Annotated in this window: 10 protein-coding genes; 4 read left to right on the forward strand and 6 right to left on the reverse strand. The window is 68.0% G+C overall.

Translation table 11 applies throughout. The features are described from left to right. Positions 1 to 19: 19 nt before the first annotated feature. A complete protein-coding gene (locus VHAB30_RS04910; protein WP_159270960.1) occupies positions 20 to 352 on the reverse strand; it encodes a helix-turn-helix domain-containing protein in 333 nt (110 codons plus the stop codon). Beyond that, on the reverse strand, positions 349 to 690 hold the full coding sequence (locus VHAB30_RS04915; RefSeq protein WP_159276022.1) for a type II toxin-antitoxin system RelE/ParE family toxin: 342 nt from the start codon (positions 688 to 690) through the stop codon (positions 349 to 351). The genes VHAB30_RS04910 and VHAB30_RS04915 overlap by 4 nt, the downstream gene beginning before the upstream one ends. Before the next feature lie 295 nt (positions 691 to 985). Between VHAB30_RS04915 and VHAB30_RS04920 the strand changes: the two genes are divergently transcribed. The 3 genes from VHAB30_RS04920 (at position 986) to corA (ending at position 2,945) form a co-directional block, all read left to right on the forward strand. Continuing rightward, the gene (locus VHAB30_RS04920; protein ID WP_159276023.1) at positions 986 to 1,225 is read left to right on the forward strand and encodes a polysaccharide deacetylase; all 240 of its coding nucleotides are present in this window, start codon (positions 986 to 988) and stop codon (positions 1,223 to 1,225) included. 133 nt (positions 1,226 to 1,358) lie between these two features. Beyond that, positions 1,359 to 1,928: a hypothetical protein gene (locus VHAB30_RS04925; RefSeq protein ID WP_235926444.1), complete on the forward strand. Its 570-nt coding sequence runs from the start codon at positions 1,359 to 1,361 to the stop codon at positions 1,926 to 1,928. A 33-nt stretch (positions 1,929 to 1,961) separates the two neighbouring features. Next, positions 1,962 to 2,945, forward strand: coding sequence for a magnesium/cobalt transporter CorA (gene corA, locus VHAB30_RS04930; protein ID WP_159276025.1), 984 nt, complete (start codon positions 1,962 to 1,964; stop codon positions 2,943 to 2,945). 43 nt (positions 2,946 to 2,988) lie between these two features. On the opposite strand, the gene VHAB30_RS04935 is transcribed toward corA, so the two are convergent. From VHAB30_RS04935 to VHAB30_RS04950, 4 genes are all read right to left on the reverse strand, one after another. Beyond that, positions 2,989 to 3,831: a siderophore-interacting protein gene (locus VHAB30_RS04935; protein ID WP_159276026.1), complete on the reverse strand. Its 843-nt coding sequence runs from the start codon at positions 3,829 to 3,831 to the stop codon at positions 2,989 to 2,991. A gap of 11 nt (positions 3,832 to 3,842) precedes the next feature. Then, entirely contained in the window at positions 3,843 to 4,430 is a 588-nt protein-coding gene (locus VHAB30_RS04940) for a PadR family transcriptional regulator (protein WP_062474958.1), read from the reverse strand. Between the two features lie 119 nt (positions 4,431 to 4,549). After that, positions 4,550 to 6,862 (reverse strand): sensor histidine kinase, encoded by a 2,313-nt coding sequence (locus VHAB30_RS04945; protein WP_159276027.1) that lies wholly within the window; start codon positions 6,860 to 6,862, stop codon positions 4,550 to 4,552. A 15-nt stretch (positions 6,863 to 6,877) separates the two neighbouring features. Beyond that, positions 6,878 to 7,705 (reverse strand): response regulator transcription factor, encoded by an 828-nt coding sequence (locus VHAB30_RS04950; protein ID WP_159276028.1) that lies wholly within the window; start codon positions 7,703 to 7,705, stop codon positions 6,878 to 6,880. Positions 7,706 to 8,326: 621 nt separating this feature from the next. On the opposite strand from VHAB30_RS04950, the gene VHAB30_RS04955 reads away from it, so the two are divergent. After that, the gene (locus VHAB30_RS04955; RefSeq protein ID WP_159276029.1) at positions 8,327 to 14,071 is read left to right on the forward strand and encodes a tandem-95 repeat protein; all 5,745 of its coding nucleotides are present in this window, start codon (positions 8,327 to 8,329) and stop codon (positions 14,069 to 14,071) included. Positions 14,072 to 14,104 lie beyond the last annotated feature (33 nt).

The following is a 14,104-nucleotide window of genomic DNA, read 5'->3' on the forward strand; positions in this document are numbered from 1 at the left end:
GGGGACGGGCGAACGGAGATCAGCCGACGGTCAACGTGACCGGCTTGCCGATGCGGCTGAGCATTTCGACCAGCGTGTCGATGGTGAACTTGGTCGTTTTCTTGTTCACCACGTCCGACACCCGGGGGCGCGAAACCATCAGGATCTCGGCCGCCTCGGCCTGCTTCAGCTGGTGCTCGGCGATCCAGTCGGCCAGCGCCTCCATGAGCTGCTGCTTCAGCAGCCGGGTGTCGTTGATCTGCTTGTGCGAGGCGGCCTGCAGGCGGCGGGCCTCGGCCGGCGCAAAGCCCAGCTCGAGGAAGAGGTTGGCGCCCGGCGGGGTGACGTGGCGAATGGCTGTGTCTGTCTTCATGGTGTGTCCTTCCTGGCGTGGATCACGGCGCGGTAGCGCGCTTCTGCGATGGCCTTGTCTTGCGGGCTGGTGGCCTGTGTCTTCTTTTGAAAGCAGTGCAGGACATAGACCGCTTCCTCGAACTTCGTCACGTACATCACGCGGTAGATGCCGCTGGCGTCCCGCAGCCGGATTTCCCATGTGCCGGCCCCCACATCGTTGAAGGGCTTCCAGTCCGTCGGGTCCAGCCCGGCTTGCACCTTGCCCAGTTCGAAACCCGCCGCGCGGCGCGGTTCCACGGGAAAGGCCAGCAGGTCCGCATAGGACGAGCCCACCCAGCGGATTTCCTTCTCGTCCATTGACGCACTCGCATGTATAAGATTTTATACGTGAAGCCTGATGCGTTCCACGCGCCATGACTCCTCCCTGGGGCGGCATTGTCGAGAGACGTCGGGGGGCTTCGCCTCGCGTGGCACCATGCCGGTCCCGATGACCGTGAACTTTGTGGGGATCCAGCGCAGATCCACCACGTGGCCTGTTCCAGGCGCGGCGCCCCGCCGCACGCGCCCTTTGGCCGTTCCTGAATCCAGAGGCGTCCCCCGCGCGTAGTCATGCGCATGCGCATGACTACGCGGGCGCACGCGACCTTCATCGATGGAGACCCCAGTGAGCTACGAGGACATCCGGAAACGATTTCATGTGCCCGCCCGCAAGGGCGCCAGGGTGCTGGTGCACGGGCAGCCCGGCACCGTGACCACCGTGCGGGGGCTCACGCTGCGCGTGCGGCTGGACGGCATGAGCTGGTCGCGGCCGTACCTGCCGGACGAGCTGCAATGGCTGCCGGCCCCAGCGCCCGAGCCGCAGGGGCAGGGGCAGAGCGGCCCCGAGCACTGACGCGGCCGGGCGGCCTGCACCGCCCCTCCTAAAATCCCTCGGCGCAAACCCCGCGTGAAGAACAAAGGCGCCCATGGCCCCGTCGGATGAAATCAAAGGCCCTGCAGCGGACGCGCTCCCGGACACCGCCACCTTGCCCGCTGACCTCGCGGCGCTGTATCTGTGCATGTCGCCAGCCCAACTGGCGGACCTGCGCAAGTCGAAACGACCCGAAGGGCGCACGGGCACGGGCAACACCGGCCCGTCCGTCATCCGACCCGTCGAAGGCACGGGCGGCGCCAAGGACCCGGCGCTCTACCAGCTCGGCACGCTGCGCGAATTCGCCAAGGCGCACGCCGCGCCCTCGGCCTTCGACACCGCGTTGAACACGGGCCTGCCGGGCTGGTTCGGCGCCAAGCTGCCTTTCTTCGCCGAGCGCGAGCCCCGCATCAAGCGCGGCAAGCGCGTGCTCATCGGCGGCGCCTGGGACCGGGCCGATCCGCTGCGCGAGCAGCGCTTCGTCGCGCTCGCCAAGGGCCGCATCCGCTTCACGTCGCTGACGTGTGCCGAAGCCGCGGCGAGCCTGTGGGCCGACGTGGCCAGCCACCGCGCGTTCGCCGACCAGGGGTTGGCCCTGCTCGCGCGCGAGACGCAGGCCATCGAGGCCTCGCTGGCCGACACGGCCCGCCTGGCCGCGACCGCACCGACCGATGCGGCGGCCTGACCTCCCTTCAAGTTCGACGATGGAAGTGCTCCGATGCTGATCAACTGCGTGGCCTATGAAAACGGCGCCAAGCTCGCCGACATTCCCGTCGAGGACATCAGCGACTACATCTCCCGCGCCGGCTGTTTCGTCTGGGTGGCGCTGAGCGACGCCACGCCCGAAGAACTGGCGCAGATGCAGGACGAATTCGACCTGCACCCGCTGGCCGTCGAAGACGCCCAGCACGGCCACCAGCGGCCCAAGGTGGAGGAGTACGGCGACTCGCTGTTCGTCGTGATGCACCTAGTCGAGCCTTCGGCCGAAGCCGAAGGCGAGCACAGCGTGAACGTGGGCGAGGTCAACGTGTTCGTCGGCCGCAACTACGTGCTGTCGGTGCGCAACCGCAGCCAGCAGGGCTTCCTGGGCGTGCGCGAGCGCTGCGAGCGCGAGCCCGACCTGCTGCGCAACGGCGCGGGCTTCGTGCTCTATGCGCTGATGGACGCGGTGGTCGACCGCTACTTTCCGGTGATCGATGCGCTCGAAGTGGAACTCGAATCCATCGAGCAGCAGATTTTTGCCCAGGGCGGCGCGGCGCGCGACAAGATCAAGCAGCTGTACGACCTGAAGCGCCGCAGCCTTATCCTCAAGCGTGCGGTGGCGCCGCTGGTGGAGGCAGCAGGCAAGCTGCACGGCGGGCGCGTGCCGCAGATCTGCGTGGGCACGCAGGAGTATTTCCGCGACGTGGGCGACCACCTGGTGCGCATCAACGGTTCGATCGATGCGGTGCGCGACACCATCGCCACGGCGGTGCAGGTGAACCTCTCGATGGTCACCATCGAAGAGAGCGAAGTGACCAAGCGGCTCGCCGCCTGGGCCAGCATCTTCGCGGTGTGCACGGCCTTTGCGGGCATCTGGGGCATGAACTTCGAGCACATGCCGGAGCTGAAATTCCGCTACGGGTACGCGATGGCGCTGGGGCTGATCGTCAGCACCTGCGGCTACCTCTACTACCGGTTCAAGCGCGTCGGCTGGCTCTAGCGCGAAGCCCGGCCCCGGGCTTCGCGACTGAATCGCGCTTTCCTTATTCGTCGTGCGTGTCGTGCGTCGCCACGGCACCGCGACGCCAGTAACCCGACGCCCGAACCCACTTCGGGTTCGCACCGCGCTCGCCCACGAGGTGCGCGCGCAGCGCCTTCGCGATCGCCGATTCGCAACCCACCCAGGCGTGGAAGTCGCCGTCCGGCAGCGCCATGGTTTTCAGCGTGTCGACCAGCACGGGGCTCAGGCCCGGCGCGGCGCCTTCGCGGTGCACCCAGCGCAGCGTGAGCTCGGCCTGCGTCTCCAAAGGAATCTCGTCGGCTGCGCTGTCGACTTCCGCCAGCACCACCACACGCGCGCCGGCCGGCAGTTCGGCCAAGCGGCGCGAGATGGCGGGCAGGGCGGTGTCGTCGCCGATCAGCAGGTGCCAGTCGAATTCGGTCGGCACGATGAACGAGCCGCGCGGGCCGCCCACGCCGACGATGTCGCCGGGCTTGGCTTGCTCGGCCCACTGTGTGGCGGGGCCGGCGTCGTGCAGCGCGAAGTCGATCTCCAGCGTGTTGGCTTGTGCGTCATGGCGGCGCGGCGTGTAGTCGCGCATGGCGGGGCGCCCGCCCTCGGGCCACACGGGACCGTCGGGGCCGGTGGTCGGTAGCGTGAGCTGGCCGGTGGCGGCATCGGGAAAGAACAGCTTCGCGTGGTCATCGAAGCCGGGGCTGGTGAAGCCCTGGAGTGCGTCGCCGGTCAGCGTGATGCGGATCAGGTGCGGCGTCACGCGCTGCACGGTCTTCACCGTGAGCTGGCGAAAACGCAGTTCGTGGCGCACGCGGCGGGGCGTGCGGTCGGGCGTGTTGGAAGAGGACGCAGTGGTGGTGAAGTCGGTCATGTCAGGTTGGTTCAGATGCGTTCGAGCTGTTGTGCGGCGCTGTCGAGCACCGCGGCGAATTCGTGGGCTTGTTGTTCGGTGAGGGGGGCGCCGCCAAGGCGCAGGCGCATCGCGAGCTTGAGGTTCTCGATGGCGCGGGTGACTTGCGGGGGCCGTCCGGCGCGCGGGCCGGCGCCGTCCACGCCGCCCGCCATGCGGGCCATCATGGCGTCGGCCGTCTCGCGGTTGGCGGCCAGGAACTCCTGGCCGCTCGGCGTGATGCTGTAGCGCTTGCGACCGCCGACGTCGGCGGTTTCCACGCTCAGGTAGCCCAGCTCTTCCAGCAGCGTGAGCGTGGGGTAGACCACGCCGGGGCTCGGCGCGTAGGTGCCGCCCAGGCGGTCTTCGATGGCCTTGATGAGCTCGTAGCCGTGCGAGGGCTTGTCGGCAATGAGCTGCAGCAACACGAAGCGCAGTCCGCCGTGGCCGAACACCCGGCCCGCGCCGCCGCCGCGCCCGCCGCGCATCCCGCGGCCGCCGCCAGCCAGGCCGTCTTCGTGTTCGCCGCGCGGGGCGTGGCGGTGGTGATGGTGGTGCGGAGCGTGGTGAAGGTGGCGCATGGGGATGGCTTTCTTGAGTGGGTCGAGACTATTCTAGATATATCGAAATAAAAAATGAAAACCCACCCATCGGGCGACCCTGCCGGTCGCATGGGTTCTGGCGGCGCGGCCCCTTCGGGCTACAGCGGACGCAAAGGCGCCGCGCGCGCAATCAGCCGGATCTGCTCGAAATCCAGCCGGTCCAGCGCCTGGCGCAGCGTCAACACCATCGGCTGGCTGTGCGCCTCCGTGGCCAGCCGGTTCACCCACTCGTGCAGGTCGCTCCAGCGGCCGTCGCGGGCGAGCACTTCGAGTTCGTCCTTCTGCGCCGGCGACAGCGGCGTCAACACCGGCAGCAGCCGGCCGCGCGCCCGGGGCCTGGCACGCGGGCGCGGCGCGGCGATGGGTTCCGATGGCGGCGGTGCAGGCGCGTCCGACGAAGGCGCCGGCTCGGTCGACAGCGAGAACACCACCCGCGTCCCCGCGCCCATGCCGCTGTGAATGGCGAGCCGCCCGCCCATCCGCTGCACGATGCGCTGCGCAATCACCAGCCCGAGCCCGCCGCCCGCCATGCTGGGCGCGTTGTCGGCCAGCAGGCGGGTCATGCGCTCGAGCGTGTCGGCGTCGATGCCCGTGCCGCTGTCGGTCACCTCGAAATGCAGCTGCCACGCGCCGTCGCTCGGCTGTGCCTGCAAGCGCAGCCCGATGGCGCCGTTGCGCGTGAACCTGGCCGCGTTCGACAGCAGGTTCAGCACCACCTGCTGCAGCCGCTTGCCGTCCAGGCGGACCAGGGCCGGCAGCTCGCCGTCGATCGTCAGTTCGAAGCTGTTGTGCTGGCGCTGCGCGAGCGCGTGCGCGTACTGCGCGACGTTGTCGACCAGCGTGCGCAGCTGCACCGGCTGCGCCTCGACGGCCAGCGGCGCCAGCTCGCCCTTGGCGTAGTCGACCAGGTCATCGATCAGCTCCAGCTGGTAGGCCGCGCTGCGTTCGATGGTGGCGAGCCGCGTCGGCGCGGGCATGTCGCCGGCATCCTGCATCAGCCGCAGGTTGCCCAGGATGGTGGCCACCGGCGCGCGCAGGTCATGGCTGATGTAGGCCAGCAGTTCCTTCTGTTCGCGCGTGCGCTGCTCGGCCTGGCCCAGCGCCTCGCTCAGGGCGCGGGTCTTGCGCACCACTTCTTCTTCGAGCCGCTGCTGTTCCTGGGCCTGCCACGCCAGCAGTGTCTGCTGCGCCGCGTTGCGCTGGCGCGTTTCCTGGAACGACCACGCCGTGATCGCGAACGCGCCCACCAGCATGCCCGGGAACGCCAGCGCATAGTGGTCGAAGTCGGACATCGAGCGCTCCGCGAACATCAGCGCCGACATGCGCATCAGCGCGCCCACGCAGATCACGAGCATCACCATCAGCGACAGCCGCCCGCCCGGCCCGGCGCGCCGCTGGTAGATGAAAGTGCAGACCGTCAGCGCGAGCACGATCAGCGGCGCGTTCACGATGCCGATGGCCGCGAAGGTCGCGTAGGGGCCGAGCAGGGTGCCCAGCAGCACGACGATCTCGACGCCGGCCAGCACGAACAGCAGCGGGCGCCCGGGCACGCGCACCGGGCTCTGGCGGCCGCGCTCGTGAAAGTACAGCAGCAGGCACAGCGCCGTGGCCGCCACCATCACGCTGTGGCCGCGGTAGCTCCAGTCGGTGCTGTCGGGCCACAGCGCGATGCGCGCATAGCCGCGGTAGGTGGCCTCGTACAGCGCCAGCAGCGCGAAGCTCCCCGCCTGGAAGGCCAGCATTGGCGCGCGCGAAATCCACCACAGCGCGGCCGAGTACACCGCGAAGGCCAGCAGCCCGCCGATCAGCAGGCCGCTGAGCAGCGCATGGTTGCGTTCGATGTGATGCCACGCCTCGTCGGTGTGCAGCTCCAGCACCAGCTTGATCTGGCCCGTGCTCATCACGCGCACCAGCACCTGCACCGCCTCGCCCGGCTGCAGGTCGATCTGCAACTGCGGAATGCGGTCGTGGCGGTGCGTGCTGTCCATCGGGTCGGACACGCCGGCCTGCGCGTGCGTCCATGCGGGTTGGCCATTGCGCGTGCGCAGCAGATGAAAGTCGACATGCCGCAGCCACGTCACGTTGAGCCCGAGCCGCGCCGTGCGCACCTCCTGCGCATCGTTGACCAGCGACAGGCGCAGCCAGACCGCCGAGGTCGAGAACCCGCGCATCAGCTGGTCGGGCGTGGCGGGCACGAACCCGTTCGCACCGCCGCTGGGCAAGGCGAGCACCTCGCGCGCCGACAGGCGGGCCGTGGGGTCTTCCAGCACCTCGACGGTCTGTTCGACGGAGACATTGCCCCGGTTCAGCGCGCTGAACCTGACGGCTTCCGCCGCGCTGGCCGCGAAGCCCCACAACCACAAGGCCAGGCCGAGCAGCAGACCGCTTGCCCACCAGGGGCGTGTGCGCACCGGATGCATCGCGCGTCAGGTGCCGGAACGTTCGACACCGGCCTGGCGGCAGGCCGAGGGCGTGCAGTCGAAGTACTCGCGAAACGCCGTCGCGAAATTCGCGGCGCTCGAGAACCCCACCGCCGCGGCGATCTCCTCGATGCGCATGGCCGATTCGAGCAGCAGGCGCTGCGCCTCGTGCAGCCGCGCTTCGCGCACGAACTCGAACACCGTGCGGTTCGTCAGCTCCTTGAACACGCGCGACAGGCGCTTTTCATGCGTGCCGACGCGCGCCGCCAGCTCGCGCAGCGGCAGCACGCGGCTCAGGTCGGCCAATATCAGCCGCTCCGCTGCCTGCATGAGCGCGCGGTCCATGCCCGAGCCCGGCGCGCCGCCGTCGTTCGCGGCGGGGCTGTCGGGCGGGGGCGCCACCTGCGGGGCAGCGGCGGTGCGCGCCCTGCGGGATTCCGCCAGCGCCAGGTGAATCTCGACGCGGGCCATCACCTCGGCCGGGTCGAAGGGCTTCACGATGTAGTCGACCGCGCCGGCCCGCAGGCCCGTCAGGCGCTCTTCCAGGCTGGCCGACGAGGTCACGAAGATCACCGGAATGTCCGCCGTGGCCGGGTCGGCCTTCAGCAGGCGGCAGGCGGCAAACCCGTCGGTGCCGCCCAGGCGCACGTCCAGCAGCACCAGGTCCATCTGCAGCGTCGTCGCCCGCCGGTAGCCCTCCATCGCGTCGAAGGCGAGCGTGATGCGGTAGCCGGTGCCCCGCAGCGTTTCCAGCAAGAGCTTGAGTTCGTCAACGTTGTCGTCGACAACCAGCAGATGAGCTCTCCGGGGCTCCGGAGGTGACCAATAGGACATGGAAAGAGGGGGCGCCGGCACCGCGTTGGAACGCCCTGTGGCCGAAACAATGTAACCAAGAAATTAATTTGGTAATCATTGTCACAAGAAATGCAAATTCATCCAATGACCGGTCTTCATTCCTGATCGAGCCGCCCGCCATTGCCGCCCGAGGCCTTAAAAAAGGTGCCGCGGCGAGGGGGTCTGTCAGAGGGAAAACGGGGGGCTGGACAGGGCCCGTCCGGTATTGCAGGAAATAGCCGGGCCGATTCCGTCCATCAAAAGAATTGGACGCTCCGGCAAAAGCCCGTAAGCCAAAAGACCGCCAGCGCTCGCTTTCCCAACTTGCGAATTGCTGATTTTCTTTCGCCAATCGTGTGAAGTATTCGACATTCACACACGTTTGTGAACAGTTGTACGCCACGGCAAACGCCACGGCCTCTCCGGCAAAAGTCCGGACACCCCCCCGAACCAAGAATCCCGCCCCATGCAAGCGCAAGCCTGCGTGACCCACGCACCGGGTCGCGCCGGCGAGTCCTCGAGAGCCACCCACGGCCTTCGAGATTTCCCAACGTGCGACCCGGGCTGTTCGCTGAAAGCGAGGGCTCGCCCGAGGTCCGGAGTCAAGGAGAAAGACCAATCATGGAAGCTGTTTACAAGTCTGGTGGCGCGTCATCCCGCAAAGCGACGGCGGAAGCCCCTCTGGTTCTGGATCGCCCGTCGATCGTCACGCTGAAGATCGCGCCCGAGAGCGTGCTCAAGTTCGAGCGCCGCGGCGACGACCTCGTGCTCGTGCTGCGCGACGGCCAGGAAGTCGCCGTGCGCGGCTTCTTCGCCGAGTACCCCGACGCCGGCCGCAACGACCTCGTGCTCGAAGACGGCGCCGGCGTGCAGTGGTGGGGCCAGTACACCGCGCCCTGGAAAGACTTCCACTTCACCGAGATCGAATGGAACGACGCCGGCGGCGCCTTGCTGCCCGACGGCGTGCCCGGCTGGCTGCTGGGCGCGCTCGGCGTGCTGGGCGTCGGTGCCGCCGCGAGCGGTGGTGGTGGCGGCGGCGGCGGTGGCCCGGCCTTCATCCCGCCGTTGCTTCCCGCGCAGAACCGTGGCCCCGAAGGCAAGGCCGACCCTGTCGTCACCGATCAGGACAAGCCCGTTAGCGGGCAAGTGCACGCGACCGACCCGGACCGCGACGCGCTGAACTACACCGTCGCCAAGGGCCCCGAGCACGGCACCGTCACCGTCGATCCGTCCACGGGCCAGTTCGTCTACACGCCCAAGCCCGGCTACGAAGGCCCCGACAGCTTCGAAGTGACCGTCAGCGACGGCAAGGGCGGCACCACCACCGTCACGGTGCCCGTGACCGTCTCGCCCGTGAACGACGCGCCCACCGCGCCCGACTACACCGAGACCACGACCGAAGACACGCCCGTGAGCGGTCGGGTGACCGGCAGCGATATCGACAGCGGCGACACGCTGACCTACACGAAGGGCAGCGACCCGGCGCACGGCACGGTGACGGTCAACCCGGATGGCACGTACACGTACACGCCGAACCCGGACTTCAACGGCACCGATACGTTCACCGTCACGGTGAGCGATGGCCATGGCGGTACGACGACGAGCACGGTGACGGTGACGGTCTCGCCCGTCAACGACGCGCCCAAGGCGCCGGACTACGACGAGACGACGAACGAAGACACGCCGATCAACGGAAGCGTGGTCGGCACCGACGTCGATGGCGATGCGCTGACGTACGTGAAGGGCAGCGATCCGGCGAACGGCACGGTGACGGTCAATCCCGATGGCACGTATGTCTACACGCCGAATCCGAACTTCAATGGCACTGACAGCTTCACCGTGACGGTGAGTGATGGTCAGGGCGGCACGACGACCAGCACGGTGAACGTGACCATCAACCCGGTCAACGACGCACCGACGGCGCCCAACTACAACCAGACCACGAACGAAGACACGCCGATCAGCGGCCAGGTCGTTGGCAGCGACGTCGATGGCGATGCACTGACGTACGTGAAGGGCAGCGACCCGGCGCACGGCACCGTCACGGTCAATGCCGATGGCACCTACACCTACACCCCAGGTGCCAACTTCCACGGCACGGACAGCTTCACCGTGACGGTGAGCGACGGCCATGGCGGCACGACGACGAGCACCATCACGGTCACCGTCGATCCGGTGAACGATGCACCGACGGCACCCAACTACAACCAGACGACGAACGAAGACACGCCCGTCAGTGGGCAAGTGATTGGTACCGACGTCGATGGCGATCCACTGACCTACACGAAGGGCAGCGATCCGGCGAACGGCACGGTCACGGTCAACCCCGACGGCACGTACACCTACACCCCCGGCGCGAACTTCAACGGCACCGACAGCTTCACCGTGACGGTGAGTGATGGCCATGGCGGTACGACCACCAGCACCGTGACGGTCACGATCGACCCCGTGAACGACGTGCCGACGGTGCCCGACTACACCAAGACGACGAACGAAGACACGCCCGTCAGCGGGCAAGTGATCGGCAGCGACGTCGATGGCGACACGCTGACGTACACCAAGGGCAGCGATCCGGCACACGGCACCGTCACGGTCAATCCCGACGGCACGTACACCTACGTTCCCGGCGCCAACTTCCACGGCACGGACAGCTTCACCGTCACCGTGAGCGACGGCCACGGCGGCACGACGACCAGCACCATCACGGTCACCGTCGATCCGGTGAACGACGCCCCCACGGTGCCCAACTACGCCCAGACCACGGACGAAGACACCCCCGTCAGCGGCCAAGTGATCGGCAGCGACGTGGACGGCGACACGCTGACGTATGCACTGGGCAACGGCCCTGCGCATGGCACTGTCACGGTCAACGCCGATGGCACCTACACCTACGTCCCCAGCGCGAACTTCAACGGCACCGACACGTTCACCGTCACCGTGAGCGACGGCCACGGCGGAACTACCACCAGCACCGTGACGGTCACGATCGACCCGGTGAACGACGCGCCGACGGTGCCCAACTACGCCCAAACGACGGACGAAGACACGCCCGTCAGCGGAAACGTGGTCGGCAGCGACGTCGACGGCGACACGCTGACCTACGCGAAGGGCAGCGACCCCGCGAACGGCACGGTCACGGTCAACCCGGACGGCTCCTACACCTACACCCCGAACGCCAACTTCAACGGCACCGACAGCTTCACCGTCACCGTGAGCGACGGCCACGGCGGCACGACGACCAGCACCGTCACCGTGACCATCGACCCCGTCAACGACGCCCCCGTGTTCGTCGACGGCGGCGGCACGCCGGTCGACACGGCCACCGGCTACGTCTTCGGCTACGACGAGAACCGCCCCGCAGGCACCGTGCTCGGCAAAGTCCAGGCCACCGACATCGACAGCGCAACCGTCACCTACAGCATCCTCTCGGGCAACGACAACGGCTACTTCGCCATCAACCCCGCCACGGGCGAGATCAGCCTCACGCCGGCAGGTGCAGCGGCTTTCGTCAACGACTACGAAGCAGGCGCCAACGCGCACGCGCTGGTGATCGGCGCGACCGACGGCACGGCCACGACCACCATCCCCGTCACGCTCAACGAGCAGAACATCAACGACGCACCGACGGTGCCGAACTACATCCAGACCACGGACGAAGACACGCCCGTCAGCGGTCAAGTGGTCGGCAGCGACGTCGACGGCGACACGCTGACCTACACCAAGGGCAGCAACCCGTCGCACGGCACAGTGACGGTGAACCCCGACGGCACCTACACGTACACGCCCAGCGCCGACTTCAACGGTACCGACAGCTTCACCGTCACAGTCAGCGACGGCCACGGCGGCACGACCACCAGCACGGTGAACGTGACCATCAACCCCGTCAACGACGCCCCGGTGTTCGTCGACGGCGGCGGCACGCCGGTGGACAGTGCCACCGGCTACGTCTTCGGCTACGACGAGAACCGCACTGCGGGCACCGTGCTCGGCACGGTCCGCGCCACCGACATCGACAGCGCAACCGTCACCTACAGCATCCTCTCGGGCAACGACGCCGGCTACTTCGCCATCAACCCCGCCACGGGCGAGATCAGCCTCACGCCGGCAGGCGCTGCAGCCTTCGTCAACGACTACGAAGCGGGCGCCAACGCGCACGCGCTGGTGGTCGGTGCGAGCGACGGCACCGTCACGACGAACATTCCCGTCACGCTCAACGAGCAGAACGTCAACGAGGTGCCGACGGCGCCCGACGACACCAAGACCACGGACGAAGACACGCCGGTCAGCGGTCAGATCATCGGCAGCGACGTCGACGGCGACACGCTCACCTACGTGAAGGGCAGCAACCCGTCGAACGGCACGGTGACGGTGAACCCCAACGGCACCTACACCTACGTTCCCAACGCCAACTTCAACGGCACCGACAGCTTCACCGTCACGGTGAGCGACGGCCATGGCGGCACGACCACCAGCACGGTGACCGTGACCGTCAACCCGGTGAACGACCCGCCGACGGCCACGGCGACCGACGCCGGCATCGTCTCCGAAGGCAGCCTGCCCGGCGGCATTGCGGCGGTGGGCGAGCCGCCGGTGCAATCGACCGGCAAGATCTCCATCGCGGACCCCGACAGCCTGGCGGGCGACCTGTCGGTGTCGCTCAGCGGCCCGGCCGGCGTCACCTCCGGCGGCCAGCCGGTGTCGTGGACCTGGGACGCGGGCACGCACACGCTCACGGGCAGCGTCACCGTCGACGGCGTCACCACCGAGGTGATGACCGTGGCGGTGGGCAATGTCACCGCCACGGGCGCGGGGCAGTTCGAGGCGGGCTACACCGTCACGCTGAAGGCGCCGATCGACCACCCGACGGGCAACGGCGAGGGCTTGTCGAACCTGCACTTCGAGGCCGTGGTGAGCGATGGCCAGCTCAGCGGCGCGCCGGTGGGCTTCAACGTGCCGGTCAAGGACGATGCGCCGGTGCTCGTGAACGGCGAGCAGTCCGTCGACGTGGCACCGATCAACACGAACCTGATGGTGATCCTGGACCTCTCCGGGAGCATGGAGGAGGAGACGCCGACGCGGCTCTCCCGTGCGAAGGCGGCCGTCCAGAACCTGATCGACGGCTACGACTTGTACGGCGATGTGCGGGTGCAGCTCGTCACCTTCAGCACGACCGGGCACGCACAACAAGCCTGGATGACGGCAGCCGACGCCAAGGCGCTGGTGCAGGACCTGCAGGCCAGTGGCAGCACCAACTACGACGCTGCCCTGGCTTCGGCGATGAGCGGTTTCTCGGCTGGCGGCAAGCTGCAGGGTGCCCAGAACGTGTCCTACTTCCTCACGGACGGCGAGCCGACGCGTGGGGACGGCAATCCCGACCAGCTCGGGAACAGCAGCAGCAGCAACGCGGCTGACAAGGGCATCCAGGCAGCGGAAGAGGCGATCTGGAAGACCTTCCTCACCACCAACAAGATCAATTCGTTCGCACTGGGCCTGGGTTCCAGCCTGGGCCCGACGGAGCAGGCCTACATCGACCCCATCGCCTACAACGGCAACACCGGCACGAACACCAACGGCAAGATCGTCACCGACACGAGCCAGCTGAACGACATGCTGCAAGGCACGATCAGCGTGCCGCCCACCGTCAGCAACCTGCTGACCGGCGGCCTCGGCGGTTCGTCGGGCTTCGGTGCCGACGGCGGCCATGTGTCCACGCTGACCATCGACGGCACCGTCTACGCCTTCGACAGCAGCACGGGCCTGATGACGAAGACCGGCCCCGCCACCGGCAGCGACTACAGCTACAACCAGGCGACGCACCAGGTCACCATTGCCACCGACAAGGGCGGCAAGCTGGTGGTGGACTTCGACACGGGCGAGTTCAGCTACCAGGTGGCACCGCGCACCACCACCTCGCACAACTACGACGAGACGCTCAGCTACCAGGTGGTCGACCGCGACGGCGATGCGAGCAACGTGGCCACGCAGACGCTGCACGTCAACTACACGCCTGCAGCGGGGGCGGCAGCGCTCTTCAGCTCGGCCGACTCGCTGGGCCTGGCCGGCGTCGATGAAGTCACGGTGTCGATCGAGCAGCAACAGCAACCGCACGATGCGCCGCATTTCCCCTTCGGCGACAGCCCGGCATGGGGAGGGCTGCAGCTGTCCGACATGCTGCAGGGCTTCGGCGCCGCCGAGTCGCTGCATGCGCTGCTGCAGGCCGCGTTCCCGCCGGCCTTCGGGGGCGCGCAGGCGTCTCCCACGGCGCTGTCGCTGGCGTCCTCGGCCGATTCGCTCGCGGCCTACGCACCGCCCGTGGCCCCTTCGCTCGACGACGAGCTTCACATGGGCCTCGCGCTTCACCACTGACCGACCGGCGTGCCGGCGCCGCTTGCGGCGTCG

Source organism: Variovorax boronicumulans (assembly GCF_009811375.1).
Taxonomy (GTDB): Bacteria; Pseudomonadota; Gammaproteobacteria; order Burkholderiales; family Burkholderiaceae_C; genus Variovorax; species Variovorax boronicumulans.